Here is a 12,830-nt window from a genome sequence, read left to right as displayed (position 1 = left end):
ACAATCTCTTCGGGCTTCGGTCGCTTGTTTGCCATTCGTGGTCCTCCGTTCCCTAAACATAACGGTGGACCAGTTCAGTTGGGGAGGCTCACGGTCAGACGGGCCATTGGCGACAACGATCGTGCGAACCGCATGCTCGAAACGCTGAGTAAGCGGGGTTATCGGTTCTCTGTTGAAGTCTTCAGCGTCGCGTGGACAAGCCCTGATACACCTACACCACGCTCTGATCGCCAGATCACCAAAGCTGCTCGATCCGCGGATGGCACTGTCATCGCCTACGCTACCAGCGGCGAAGGTCCGCCTTTGATGAGGGCCGGGCAATTCCTGACGCATTTGAATATGGATTGGGAAAGTGAAGTCAGGCGACCGACGCTTGATCGCCTTGGCGCTCATTTTTCTCTGACGAGATACGATCAGAGGGGGACCGGGCTTTCGGGAACGTCCGCGACGGACTTCGCGCTTGAACGGCTGGTCGAGGACATGCTTGCTGTGGCCGACGACGCCGAACTCGAACGCTTTCCGATCTGGGCGACTTCACAGGGGGTGCCTGTGTCACTGGCATTTGCGGTCGCCTATCCTGAGCGCGTCAGCCGAATGGTCTTGTACGGTGGTTTTTTTCAGGGCCGCACCGTCCGTGAGCCCGAACCCAACTCTGTTCAGGCGGATACCTTCCTTGACCTCATATCAGAAGGTTGGGGCAAGCCAAGCGGTGCATTTGGCAAGGCTTATGCGACGTTATTTATGCCCGATGCTTCGGCGGCGCAGATTGATGACATGTGCAAGATGCAGTTGGCCTCTGCATCACCGGACACTGCGATCGCACTGAGGCGTTCGATAGACACCTTCGACGTATCAAATATCCTCGACAAAGTACGGGTGCCGGTCCTCGTAGTTCACACAACTGAAGATTCCGTCAATCCAATAAGCCAATCTAGCTTGCTGGCCTCGTTGCTGCAAGATGCACAGTTGAGAATCGTGGAAGGTAGAAATCACGTGCCTCTGCCAGGAACAGACGCATGGGAAACGATTATGCATGTATCGCTCGATTTTCTAAGGTCGGCTTAGTCCGCATTGCGGACTTTTGTTACGGCGAGACGAAGATCTGGACCAGCGCTCGGTAACTCAAAGTTGTTTGCTGGACAAACTGAACGGCCGTAATGGATTTGGGTAGTTATTCCCAATGCAGTTGAGCAAGTTGCTTAGCTTTGCTAGGTCTGTGCTGCTGTTTTTCCTAGCCCGCTCTATTTGCGACCCTGACGGTTTCCTGCTGAATTGAGATCCCAATGCGGAGAAAGCAATGTTGAGATCTGCGCCTATCATTGTCCTATTAGCACTCGTAGCCTGTACGAACACAAGCGAACGGCTGACAAAGGAATATCAAATTGGTGTAGAGTTAATGATTGATTGTCGAGACAACGGCAAACGTTGCCCAGAATATCTCGATTTCAAAAGGCGCTTTGAGGAAAGCGTAAATAACATAACCACGTTTGAAAACAGCCTCGCGGTACACAAGGCGAGGGTCGCTAAGGGCGGTGCGGTTTAACGCGCTCAAAAGTTCCAGATCTGTGCATTTTTCTTCGCGGCCGGTGCGCAGGCTTTCGGCACAAATTTGGTCTAAACCCCTGGGGGCGGGGTCCGAATTTCCCGGGCCCCGCTCGCTATCAGAGATAGCCCGGGCCTCTTAGACTTTGGTCAATTCCAGCGCCAATTCGAGCGCTGCTTTAGCTTTCGCACTGATCTCTTCGTTCTCAGACTTTGCAAGCCTGTCGAGCTCTCTGAGAGATTTGATCATGAATTCGTGGCTTCCGTTGATCGCGATGCCTTCCAAATCATCGATCCAATCCAGCGACGATGCTGTCTCTTCTGTTTCTTTGAAGGCGCGTGCTCCAGCAACTGCCTGACGAAAGTAAGTCTCTTCATTTTCCATCATTTGGGTCTCCAAAATGCTAAAGTAGAAGCATCTTTCCCGGGGTAGTTTGTGCTTGTCGATTGGGATAGATTTTTACTGACAACGACTTACATTGACATACAAATCCAACAATCTACTGCATTTGTATGTCGCCAAATCGATATCCAATTGAATTATTTAGACTGAACCGACCGACCAACCGGACATCGGAATACAAACCAGCAGACAACGTCGTACAAATCGGTGAATTCATCTTTGAAAAAAGTTGCTACGCGCCGGTCTCGTTAGGGTACACGCAAAAGCAACTGCCACTCTATGCCGTCCGTCATTCTTCCACAGTTGTCCCCACGCGGATATCAAACTTCATTGAACACGTGCCTGAGAGTGTCCGAGGTGTAGAAGGACTCATCCCTGCTACTTCAACAATATGAAATGGGCGGCCCTCACACCCTGGGACGATTCCGGTAACGGTAGTTTGGTTCCACCGCAATTTCCTTGAAGGCTTGTCAAAACTTCTACCGAACTAGAACTATTAGGACGTACGGACCTTGCAACAAAGCCATTGAGGGCTTTCGACCTCACCGCCGACGGACAAAACCGACACTGAAAGAACTTCAACTCGATAACTGCTTTAGGTGTTGCCCAGGGACCTAGCCTCCCCAAATGATTGTGAGAACAAAGGGAAATCAACTTTTCTTAAGACCGCTTGAGATGATCAATAAGCAAGCGTAGCGGGATCATGTTCCGGTATTCCCTCGGGAAGTAGATGTACACTCCAGGCGTATCTGGCAGATGCTGAGAGAGCATCGAAACCAGATTGCCGTTTCCCAGTTGTTCCGCACAATAGTCTTTGAAAGTGTAAATCAAACCACACCCCTGCTGGGCCAAATCAAGCGAAGCCGGTAAAGTGTTGACGATAAACTGCCCATCAACATCAACCGCAAATTCTCCAGTCGATGACTTGAAGTTCCAAGCCGCAACTTTGCCGGAAGAATGCAGCCGGTAGCGGATACAATTGTGCTCAAGCAACTCAGCGGGCACTTTCGGTGTGCCGTTCGCCTTCAGGTAGGATGGGCTTCCAGCGACCACAAGATCAAGTGGTGGCGTAATCCTCACGGCAACCATGTCCTGAGAAATCCGATCCCCCAGGCGGAAACCCGCATGGAAGCCGTCATCCAGAATTTCCGACAGCGCGTCAGTGATGGAAAGCTCTATCTCAATCTCTGGGTATTGCGTCGAAAAAGCGCTTAGGGCCGGCCCCACACAAAGGTCGTAAATGTATTCTGCCATCGCGATCCGAAGGCGGCCGCGCGCCGCGTGTCCGGTGGTTCTTGCAGTCTCTACAGCCTCTTCTAATTGATCAAAAGCAGGCCCTGATCCTCGTAGCAGCGCCCGTCCAGACTCGGTTAAACTGACTGATCGCGTTGTCCGAATGAACAGTGTCGTCCCAAGTTGGGTTTCCAGATTTTTAAGTTGCTGGCTGACCGTGGCAGGTTTGATTCCAAGAATATCCGCTGCGCCGCGAAGGCTGCCCTGTTTCGCAATGGCAGTAAAAACTTCAAGTGTTGCGAGTGGCAACCGCACAATCCAGCCCTCCGTCACTTTCAATTAATAGATTTGATCTAATAAAGAAACAGATTGATAGCGGATTATCAACTAAATCGAGACCGTATAGATTTTCGTCAATGCCGCCGTGTCCTCAGACCTCCAGGAGAAAATCATGAAATCCATCATTCGATCTGTGGCAGTCGCTGCCACCTTAGCAACGGGAAGCATCGCAATGGCCGGAACCCCGGAAGAAAACATCCAAGTCGTCCAGAACTTCTTTGCGGCCTACGGCGCAAATGATCTGGATGGTATTGCTGCCGTCATGGATGAAGACGTGCAATGGCACATTCCAGGTCGGCACCCCCTGAGTGGCACATTGAACGGCCGAGAGGAAGTGCTCGCGTTCTTTGGCCAGCTTGCCGTTGCCGGTTTCCAGGCAGAGCCGATCTACTTCGGTGCTGACGAAAACCACGTGGTCGACATCCACCGTGGCTGGTCCAACGCGGAAGGCAAGCCGAACGTAGATACAACTTGGGCGCTCGTTTACCGCATTGAGAACGGTCGCATTGTCGAGGCCACCAACCTCTCGGCTGATCAGGACGCAGCAAACACATTCTTCTGGTCGCAATACCAGCTCGCACCTGTGGTTGATCGATTGGCCGAATAACCAAACCAGCGCCGCGCCCTTTGACAGGGCGCGGTCACGGTGTTGAGGCTCTATCAAGACCGGCGATACAGCATCGCCACGTCTTATGAACTGCTGATCACAAACCATTCAATTGATAAATGAGAGAGACTCGGCAATGAAAATTCTTGTGCTCGCTGCGCACCCAAACCTTGAACAGTCCCAGATCAATCGGGTTTGGTTAGATGCCCTTTCTTCAGCATCCGATGTTACGGTCCGCAACCTGACCGAAATCGGTGGTCCGACGATGCAGTTTGATGTTGCTGCGGAACAGGCCGCGCTCCTGTCTCATGACAGGATCATCTTTCAGTTTCCATTCTATTGGTACTCAGCGCCGCCTGTACTGAAGTCATGGATGGATCAAGTCTTGACCTACGGGTTTGCCTATGGGCCAGGTGGTGATAAGCTCAGCGGCTGCGAGTTGCTTCTGCTCATTTCCACGGGCGGTCCTGCCGATAGCTATCACGCAGGTGGCTACAATAACTTTTCCGTGGACGAGTTCCTAAAACCCTTCCAGCAGACCGCACTGCTAGCGCATATGCGCTATCTTCGCCCATTTGTGTTTCACGGTATGGCGCAGGCACAGACTGATGAAATCGAAGCGAGCGTTGTTCCCATGTTGCGGCATCTCAGTGATCCTGAACTTGATCCTGCGGTACGGCAGGCTCGTCTGTTGAAAGAATTAGAAGCAAATCCTAAACTGGCAGCTGCGGTGAGTTAATCCGAACCCTTAGCAAGTCCGCCGAGATATTAAGCTGCCGACATTGGTGCAGCGCGCAGGATTAGTCGCAGCTCTTGAGCGAACCGAAGTCAGGGTGAACTGTATACCCAGATCAGCGGATTTCTTAACCACAGTGCGTTTCGGTCAAACCGATTCCGCTATGTTCGCGGTTTGCTTTGATACGGCCAACCACTTAAAATTTGATGTGACTTGTTACTGGAGCCCCAGTTCGGTGGCGACCGCGAATCTGGTGTTCGCTGTAGCATAACCCGCTCCATCACCACCGTTGTTTGCCTGCCTTTTCGGGTTCACCGCAAAAGTAGGCAATCTCAATCAAAACCCTTCAAGGATTGCTTCTACCTGAGCCAATGATTGCTGGGTCGCAGCTTCGTCATAGGCAAAGCCGCTGCTTGTATCGGTGCCCATGAAAGACAGGGTAAATGCGTGGGCGACCCCTTCGAAAACCTGCAGATCATAGTTAACGCCCATTGCCTCAAACTCGGCTGCGATAGCGTCGCGTGCCCCAGCAGGTGCAAGCGGATCGAGGTCACCCTGGAACAGGGTGACAGGTGCCGTGATCTTTAGTGCCGTTTCGGCTGCAGTGTTTTCCAGCACACCCCAAAGAACGGCCACTGCACCAAGGTCAGCACCCGTGCGTGCCAGTTCCAGAGCTGCAAGACCACCAACGCTTGTCCCGATCACGGCGGTGCGGTTTGCATCGACACCCTGCGCTGTCAGCTCCGAAAGTGCCGCGCTCATCGCTGCACGCAGTTCGGGCACGGCACCGCGTACACGAATGGCTTCAACTGTGGCGGATTCGGGTCCTTCAGGGCGCACATCTTTGGCATAGAAATCCGCTACAAATACGGTCGCACCCTTGGCGGCATAATCACGTGCCATAGAGAACTGGTTTTCGCTGGGTCCAAGGAAATCATGGGCAATCAGAACGCCGACGCCGTCCAACGCGCCAGTGTTCTCTGGCGCAAACAACGTACCTTCATAAGTTGTCGTTTCGGTTTTGTATTCGATAACCTGTTGGGCCATGGCAGATGCTCCGATCAGTGTGTGGGCGGTAGGGATAAGGCTGGCGATGGCCAGTTTGCGAAGCGACATTTTGGATCCTCTGAATGGAACTGATCTGGAACCTAAAAGCGGCATGATATCATTGCAAAGCGCATATACTGAAATATGATATCGTCATGGCTGATATCAGAATGTTGGACCCGCAGCTTCTTTTGGTGTTCGAAGCACTCATGGACACGCATTCGGCAACGTTAAGCGCAGCGCGGCTGAACCTGTCGCAATCTGCGGTGTCGGGCGCGTTGAAGCGTTTGCGCGAAATCTTTGATGATCCGCTGTTTGAGCGGCGCAGCCATGGCCTGACCCCAACGGAACGCGCCGAAGATCTCAGCGGTCAGATCAGCGATGTGCTGTTGGGCCTGCGAAACCTCACATCCCCACATGTCTTTGACCCTACCAGTGCAACTGGCACAGTCACTTTTCTGGCCACCGATTTTGCCATCGCAACGGTTCTTGCCCCCTTTCGTTCCCACTTGGCACGGGAGGCGCCATACTTGAAAATCGCCTTTCGGCCTTTCAGCCGATCCGATGTGGCTTCCATTCAGAATTTGAGCACCGTGGATTTCATCATCGGCTCGCCCGGGATGCTACCTGAGAGCTATTCAGCGACGCTGATCAAAACTGATCCCTTGATGCTCTATATGTCGCCAGAACACCCGTTGGCAGACAGATCTGTTTCGATCAAAGAGTTAACCCGGTTTCCCCATGTTCTGGTCAGCCTGCGCGGCAACAGTGAAACGACCATTCTGGATGAGCTTTTGGAGCGGCAAGGTGCGTCACGTAAGATAGAAACGCTATGCTACAGCTTCCTGACACTCCCCGTATTGCTGGCAGACAATCACAGCCTGACAATCGCACCCAAATCGCTGACTGATGTGGTAGGTTGTCGCCTAATCGCTAAACCACTCCCCATTTCTTTGCCGGAAGTAAAGTTGTTCGCTGCGTGGCACCGAAGAGCAAGAAATGATCCACAAAGTTCTTGGATGCGGGATTTGTTGAAATCCTGCTCCACTTAACCTGTCCGAAAACAAGAAAAGTGCCCTGGTTAACTAAGTGAATGCTTCGACGAATTCGCGCGCAGCATAGATCGCGGATGGGGATCCTGCCCTATCAAAATTGCGCACGCGTTAGTCCGCAGCGATCATGATTCTGGCAATCGGTCGCGAAGACATAATGTCGATGTATGTATTTTTTGATAACATTGTTATGAAAAATTGAACTTGGAAGCAACGGAGCGATGAAATGGCGAAGGTTTTGTATGAGAAGGACGGGCGGATCGGGCGGATTACGTTGAACCGTCCGGAACGGTTGAATGCGATTGATGACGATCTTCCTGTAGAGTTGGCCGAAGCTGTTCATCAGGCAAACTCGGACGATGGCGTTCATGTGATCGTTCTGTCGGGGAACGGAGACGCTTTCTGTGCAGGTTACGATCTAACTTACTATGCAGAAAACACCTTAAGCGACAATGTCACACAGAGGGAAATGCCATGGGATCCCATGAAGGACTATGCCTTCATGATGCGAAACACGCAGAATTTCATGTCGCTCTGGCGCAGCTATCGTCCCGTCATCTGTAAGGTTCACGGCTATGCGGTGGCAGGGGGGTCCGATATTGCGCTAAGTTCGGATCTTGTCGTGATGGCTGAGAATGCCAAGATCGGGTACATGCCGACTCGTGTTTGGGGATGTCCGACCACGGCGCATTGGGTCTATCGACTGGGCGCAGAAAAAGCCAAGAGCCTGTTGTTGACCGGTGACAAGATCGACGGCAAGGAAGCCGAGCGGATTGGATTGATACACAAGGCAGTTCCCAGCGACAAATTGGATGCTGAGGTCGAAGCGTTGGCCGAACGGATATCGACCGTGCCTGTCAACCAACTGATGATGCAGAAGCTGATGATCAACCAAGCAATCGACGCGATGGGCCTGCAAAACACCCAGATGATCGCAACTGTTTTTGACGGGATCACGCGACATTCGCCTGAAGGCATGGCCTTTAAACGACGCGCCGAGGAAACGAGTTGGAAGAACGCCGTTCGTGAACGTGACCTGGGGACATATGACTGGACCCTGGATCGCTCGATCAATCCCGGCGGCTAAAGGAGCCTTTCATGCCCGAACTTAGTGCCAAAGTGCTCGCGCGCGCCCGACGAATGGAAGAAAAGCATGCCAACCGCCGGATTCTGATTGTCGCTGCTGCAAAGTCCGAGTTCGCAGCGTCTGGCCTGAACGGCACAACAATGCGGGGGATTGCCGCGGCCGCCGGTATGACGACGGGCGCAATCTATCCGTATTTTGCCAACAAGGATGAGCTGTATGGAAAGGTGTTGGAGGATACTCTTGTCGATCTTGAAGCGTTTTTAAGAAACTGCCTGAATGACGCGGGCAGCGAGCATCAAGGACTCACCGCGATGACAGCATTTTTCGAGTTCTATGAAACGCGCCCGGATGATCTAGCCTTGGGGCTGTACCTTTATGACGGCATCGGAAGATCAGGGTTGAACCCTGGGCTGGACGTTCAGCTAAACACTCAACTGCGTGGTATATTTGATTTGATTTCAGACGCTTACAAAGCGGAGGGCCAATGTGACCCAGAGCTGGTCACTGCAAATATTGTGTCCCACGCCGTTGGGTTGCTGGTGATGGAGCGAACCGGGCGGCTTAAGCTTTTTGGTCAAACTGCCAAAGCGTTGTTTCAGGTCTACTTAAAATAGAAACTGAGGGGGATCTATCGCAATCCTACTCCCATTGACGCTCTTGCCACCTAAGGGTGAATGGCATTTGGAATTATCAAAAAGCAAATCAGTTCATAATCTCATTCAAACGTTCACAATTTCCTGAGGACATCATCCTGTCGGGGCACGGCTTCACATACAATAGCCATCCCGGTCTGCGGGTAATCGCGATTGGGGGTAATCAATCAGTATGAACAGATGAATCTAGAAAAACGGTTGTTTCTCTTGCCGATCACTTGATCGATAGAGTGAACGCATTGAAAACATCTTCGAACGAAGTCTATGAAATTCGTCAGGTCGGTCTGATGGCCGTTGTCGAGATGATCGCAATTGATGATGGAAGCTCATGCACTGCCCGTAATAAAATAATCAGGCTGAGCGTCTGGCCGCAGTTGGCTTGCCCCAAGGGTCGGGCAAACGAAGTGGTCAGAACTAATAGACGTGACCAGGGTGCGAAGCGACTGCGTCGCACCCTGGTCGGCTTTATCTCGGGAGTATTAAAAACCAGTCACTGGTAGATCGAAGCGTTCCGAAGTGATCTATTAAACCAAATCTCGTGGCACCTCTTCACTCCATCTGAGGGCAATCACCTCGCCGTCTTGATCGCGCGCGGTAAGGTCGGCTTCGATCTTCCAAGTGTGGCGCAGGGCGCAAACCGTCACCTCGGTTTTAAGCTCGGCGCTCCAATCCTCGCGGCTGAAGGATTTCAACCAGGTCATGGTTCCTACGGCTGAATTCGGATCGTCCGGGTGGATCTCAAATCTCTCGGTGGCTTTGTTGCTTACCGTAATTCCGGTGTGCAGATGGGTCTGTGCTCCGCTATCATTGAGGATGGATTGGATTTCTTTTCCAGTGACGTAGTCGATGGTGCGCGTTCTTTCGTATCGTGCGTCTGACACATCCTCCGAACTCAACGGGGTGGCGCTTTCCGGCTGTTGGAACGCCGAAAGCTCTGCATCCATCGGGCGCGCTGGCCGCACAGGCAGATCAAGCCTGGCGCCATTCAGATGCAAGGTTGCCTGTGTTTGAGAAGGCCAGATAACGGGCCAGTATGATGTCGCAAAGGACAGGCGAAGGCGTTGGCCTTTTGCAATCCGTTGGCCACAAACATTGAGTTGAAGTACTGCAGATTGTGGCTGGCCAATCGGCATGGGTTCAGGATGCGAATGGCTGTTGCGATGAGTCAGGTTCAGAACGCCATAGCTGATGAGAGTCGCTTTGCCTGTTTCATCCACGGCTGAGAGAACCGCAACAAGATTGGCTTGCGACACGTCCGAGGTGACTTCAGTGTGCAACATTGGGAAACCCAGCAAGTCCATGTCTTCGCTGAGCCGTTCCGTCTCGAACGAAGTCATCAAGCCAGCCTCGCCCATTTGGTCCATCGCTGCGTCTGGCACCATCCCGTAGCCGCACCAGACCCCTGCTGTGCCGCCTGCGTTCTGGGCTGAACTGAGTATGAAGTCGTCACCAGAGTTCTCTGAAAGTCCGCTTTCACCTGGGTATAGCGCCTTTGTTTCAACGGCATATCCGCTCCAACCTGGCTCGGCCACCCAGCTTCCATCGCGATGTTCGCGAAATGTGGCAGGTGGAGCCGGATCCTGGATATAAGCACGAAGCTGTGGCTCTTCCATGATGCCGGTTTCGATGCCCTTCAAGTGCTGGTCCCACCAGCGCAAACATTCCTGAAGAAAACCGATGCGGGGTCCTGGTTTGGCAAAATGCGGATATTTATGCGCCCAAGGCCCCACCAGTCCCTTCTTGGGTCCGGGTAAGTTGTCGAGTGTGCGGAACACTGCATTGGTATAACCATCCGCCCATCCACCGACCATGTAGACCGGCACTTCGATCGCCGAGTAATCTTCACAGACCGAGCCGTGAGCATAGAACTCATCCCGCCGCTGGTGTTTGTACCAATCCAGCATCCAAAATCCGTTGTTTTGCAGCCGTTCCAACCACATGTCACGCCAGCGTTCACCCACAATAGCTGGGTCTGGCGGCGTGTTGACAATAGAAAGGGCAGCAGCCCCCCATTGCAGTTTGTCGATCAACAGACAACCGCCCATGAAATGGATATCATCGGCGTATCGGTCATCCGTCGAGCACAAAGAGATGACAGCCTTAAGTGCCGGGGGCCGTCTTGCAGCCACTTGCAAGCCATTGAAACCACCCCAGGAAATACCGATCATCCCGACATTGCCCGTACACCAGGGTTGCGCAGCAAGCCATTCGATGACGGCCAGTGCATCATCTTGCTCTTGCTTCAGGTATTCCCCTTTACAGACGCCTTCGCTGTCCCCGCTCCCCCTCAAATCGACGCGGACGCAGGCATATCCGTGGCCGGCGAAATAGGGGTGAGTCAGATGATCGCGCTCGACCGTTCCATCGCGTTTGCGATAGGGTAGGTATTCCAGAATTGCCGGAACCGGATCGCTTTCAGCATCTTCCGGCAGCCAGATCCGGGCCGCCAGCTTTGTACCGTCCGGCATGGTGATCCAGGTATTTTCGATTTCGCGCATCTTGCGGGGGAATTCGGTTCGGACGGTGATGTCGCTCATGGTTTCCTTTCCGACTAATCAGTTAACAGTTCTGCCACATCCTGAGGCTCAACTTTTCCGCAACCGATGCGCTCAAAGCTAGCTTTCTTGCAGATACCATTGGAATAGCCATCTATATCAAATAGTTATCAAAGGATTGGCCCGGGATTTAGCCCAATATCACTTAGGGTCATGTTGTGCAGTTATGGGCCGTATTGATTCAATGATTACCTCTGGTTAGTCGCAAAAACAAGAATTTTCAAAGTTTTTTCTTTGATATCGGAAAAATTAGGATACGCTACTTTACAAGCAAGATGTCTTAAAGAAACGTGAGCAATTTGCGCATGACTGAAAGAATTCGAGTACCTCAGAAAGAAGATCTCGCAGCATTTGGATCCGAAGTCCGGGAATTGCGGAAAGCCAGGCAAATGACCCTTTCCGACTTGGCCAAAGCGAGCGGAGTTTCCGTCAGTCACCTGAGTGCAATCGAACGGGGTACAGTAAGCCCGACACTGCGCAAATTCACGCAAATTTCTGAAGCATTGGGTGTTGCAGAGGAATGGTTTTTCAGTTTTCGACAAGGCTCGGGGCCGCTTGAGCGGAAATACGTCGTAAGGCAGGAAAATCGACGAAACCTGAATTTACTGTACGGTGAATCCGTTGAGAAAGCAGGGTACTCGGACGCTTTGTTATCGGCCTCAATTGGGAGCGCGTTCCACATGGGGATTTCCGACTACCCACCTTACAGTGAGAGCGTTCCTGAAACCCTCTACACAACCGAGGGCGAGCATCATTGCTATGTTCTTGAAGGCGAGTTGGTTTTGCGGCTTTGCGACGAGACCGTGACCGTTCGTGCCGGTGATAGTTTTAGCTATCCTGGCAAGATTCTGCACAACACGCGCAACAAAAGCGATAAGCCCGCGCGTCTTATTTGGGTCGTCTCGCCAGTAATCATCCCCAGATTGGCAGCAGTTGCGCAAAAGGATGAGGCATCTTCGCCAACACAGACGCACGAGCAAAGAGCAGGCAGATAAGCCATCCGTTCCCGGTCGGCCTCAGCACAGAAAGGCCGCGAAGGACCGAACGGGATCGTTCATCGCAATTCATGGGGAGGCGACAATGAAATAGAATCAATCTATGGGCTTGTCCCTCCATTCGGTGCTTGCTGGTGCTGGAGCTATTGGTGCGGCCAGTCTTGCGTTTCCGCCTATGGCGGTCAGTGCGGATCGGAAGATTTTGACGGTACGGTCCTACAGCGATCTTCAGGTGCTGGATCCAGCGTTCTGGCTGTCTCAGCCGCAAGGCGATATCATGCGCGCGATCTATGCGCCGCTGGTTGGCAATACTGCAGGCGGCGTTTGGGATTGGAGCCCGGTTGCGGTCGAAAACATCGTGCAATTGGACGATCTAACCATCGCCTTCAAACTGCGTGATAATATCAGCTTTACCGACGGCTTTGGTCAGATGATCGCGGATGACGTCAAGTTCTCAATCGAGCGGATCGCCGATCCGGCAAATGAAAGCCCCTATCTGACGAGCAATCCGTGTTAACGCGGCCCACCCTTTCGGTCGGAGTGTTATGTATTGGAGCGAGACTTACCGGCTGTCTGAGGCC

General features: G+C 52.5%; 11 protein-coding genes and 1 pseudogene. 8 read left to right on the top strand and 4 right to left on the bottom strand.

The features are described 5' to 3' along the window. Window positions 1-1,065 (top strand): alpha/beta fold hydrolase (locus ACR0B3_RS21970; RefSeq protein ID WP_480810924.1); only part of this gene is annotated, 1,065 nt, incomplete at its 5' end. A 616-nt stretch (window positions 1,066-1,681) separates the two neighbouring features. Here the strand turns inward: ACR0B3_RS21970 and ACR0B3_RS21965 are convergent. Together ACR0B3_RS21965 and ACR0B3_RS21960 are read right to left on the bottom strand one after the other, a co-directional pair. Then, window positions 1,682-1,930, bottom strand: coding sequence for a hypothetical protein (locus tag ACR0B3_RS21965; protein WP_480810923.1), 249 nt, complete (start codon window positions 1,928-1,930; stop codon window positions 1,682-1,684). A gap of 675 nt (window positions 1,931-2,605) precedes the next feature. Then, window positions 2,606-3,511 carry a LysR family transcriptional regulator gene (locus tag ACR0B3_RS21960; protein WP_480810930.1) on the bottom strand — a complete coding sequence of 302 codons (906 nt, stop codon included), beginning with the start codon at window positions 3,509-3,511 and terminating at the stop codon, window positions 2,606-2,608. A 118-nt stretch (window positions 3,512-3,629) separates the two neighbouring features. On the opposite strand from ACR0B3_RS21960, the gene ACR0B3_RS21955 reads away from it, so the two are divergent. Both ACR0B3_RS21955 and ACR0B3_RS21950 read left to right on the top strand, forming a co-directional pair. Further along, a complete protein-coding gene (locus ACR0B3_RS21955) occupies window positions 3,630-4,124 on the top strand; it encodes a nuclear transport factor 2 family protein (protein ID WP_480810922.1) in 495 nt (164 codons plus the stop codon). A 136-nt stretch (window positions 4,125-4,260) separates the two neighbouring features. Then, window positions 4,261-4,863, top strand: coding sequence for an NAD(P)H-dependent oxidoreductase (locus ACR0B3_RS21950; RefSeq protein WP_480810921.1), 603 nt, complete (start codon window positions 4,261-4,263; stop codon window positions 4,861-4,863). Between the two features lie 333 nt (window positions 4,864-5,196). Here the strand turns inward: ACR0B3_RS21950 and ACR0B3_RS21945 are convergent, their stop codons facing one another. Then, complete coding sequence (locus tag ACR0B3_RS21945) at window positions 5,197-5,976, bottom strand: dienelactone hydrolase family protein (RefSeq protein ID WP_480810920.1); 780 nt, start codon at window positions 5,974-5,976, stop codon at window positions 5,197-5,199. A gap of 86 nt (window positions 5,977-6,062) precedes the next feature. Between ACR0B3_RS21945 and ACR0B3_RS21940 the strand changes: the two genes are divergently transcribed. The 3 genes and pseudogenes from ACR0B3_RS21940 (at window position 6,063) to ACR0B3_RS21930 (ending at window position 8,660) form a co-directional block, all read left to right on the top strand. Further along, window positions 6,063-6,959, top strand: coding sequence for a LysR family transcriptional regulator (locus ACR0B3_RS21940; RefSeq protein ID WP_480810919.1), 897 nt, complete (start codon window positions 6,063-6,065; stop codon window positions 6,957-6,959). A gap of 223 nt (window positions 6,960-7,182) precedes the next feature. Next, window positions 7,183-8,046 (top strand): annotated as a pseudogene (locus ACR0B3_RS21935) (crotonase/enoyl-CoA hydratase family protein); the annotation flags it as partial. Between the two features lie 11 nt (window positions 8,047-8,057). Next, the gene (locus ACR0B3_RS21930) at window positions 8,058-8,660 is read left to right on the top strand and encodes a TetR/AcrR family transcriptional regulator (RefSeq protein WP_480810918.1); all 603 of its coding nucleotides are present in this window, start codon (window positions 8,058-8,060) and stop codon (window positions 8,658-8,660) included. A 563-nt stretch (window positions 8,661-9,223) separates the two neighbouring features. Here ACR0B3_RS21930 and ACR0B3_RS21925 read toward each other — a convergent pair. Beyond that, a complete protein-coding gene (locus ACR0B3_RS21925) occupies window positions 9,224-11,236 on the bottom strand; it encodes a CocE/NonD family hydrolase (protein ID WP_480810917.1) in 2,013 nt (670 codons plus the stop codon). A gap of 323 nt (window positions 11,237-11,559) precedes the next feature. Between ACR0B3_RS21925 and ACR0B3_RS21920 the strand changes: the two genes are divergently transcribed. Together ACR0B3_RS21920 and ACR0B3_RS21915 are read left to right on the top strand one after the other, a co-directional pair. After that, window positions 11,560-12,249, top strand: coding sequence for a helix-turn-helix domain-containing protein (locus tag ACR0B3_RS21920; RefSeq protein WP_480810916.1), 690 nt, complete (start codon window positions 11,560-11,562; stop codon window positions 12,247-12,249). Between the two features lie 103 nt (window positions 12,250-12,352). After that, a complete protein-coding gene (locus ACR0B3_RS21915; RefSeq protein WP_480810915.1) occupies window positions 12,353-12,766 on the top strand; it encodes an ABC transporter substrate-binding protein in 414 nt (137 codons plus the stop codon). The last annotated feature ends 64 nt before the right edge of the window (window positions 12,767-12,830 follow it).

The organism is Ruegeria sp. CE9 (assembly GCF_056537425.1).
The sequence above is the reverse complement of the archived record's forward strand: the minus strand, read 5'-3'. Positions and strand labels throughout refer to the sequence as shown.

Excerpts from the sequence above, each read along its gene's own strand:
- ACR0B3_RS21965 (WP_480810923.1), bottom strand. The coding sequence starts at position 1,930 with ATGATGGAAAATGAAGAGACTTACTTTCGTCAGGCAGTTGCTGGAGCA.
- ACR0B3_RS21955 (WP_480810922.1), top strand. The coding sequence starts at position 3,630 with ATGAAATCCATCATTCGATCTGTGGCAGTCGCTGCCACCTTAGCAACG.
- ACR0B3_RS21950 (WP_480810921.1), top strand. The coding sequence starts at position 4,261 with ATGAAAATTCTTGTGCTCGCTGCGCACCCAAACCTTGAACAGTCCCAG.
- ACR0B3_RS21945 (WP_480810920.1), bottom strand. The coding sequence starts at position 5,976 with ATGTCGCTTCGCAAACTGGCCATCGCCAGCCTTATCCCTACCGCCCAC.
- ACR0B3_RS21940 (WP_480810919.1), top strand. The coding sequence starts at position 6,063 with ATGGCTGATATCAGAATGTTGGACCCGCAGCTTCTTTTGGTGTTCGAA.
- ACR0B3_RS21930 (WP_480810918.1), top strand. The coding sequence starts at position 8,058 with ATGCCCGAACTTAGTGCCAAAGTGCTCGCGCGCGCCCGACGAATGGAA.
- ACR0B3_RS21925 (WP_480810917.1), bottom strand. The coding sequence starts at position 11,236 with ATGAGCGACATCACCGTCCGAACCGAATTCCCCCGCAAGATGCGCGAA.
- ACR0B3_RS21920 (WP_480810916.1), top strand. The coding sequence starts at position 11,560 with ATGACTGAAAGAATTCGAGTACCTCAGAAAGAAGATCTCGCAGCATTT.
- ACR0B3_RS21915 (WP_480810915.1), top strand. The coding sequence starts at position 12,353 with ATGGGCTTGTCCCTCCATTCGGTGCTTGCTGGTGCTGGAGCTATTGGT.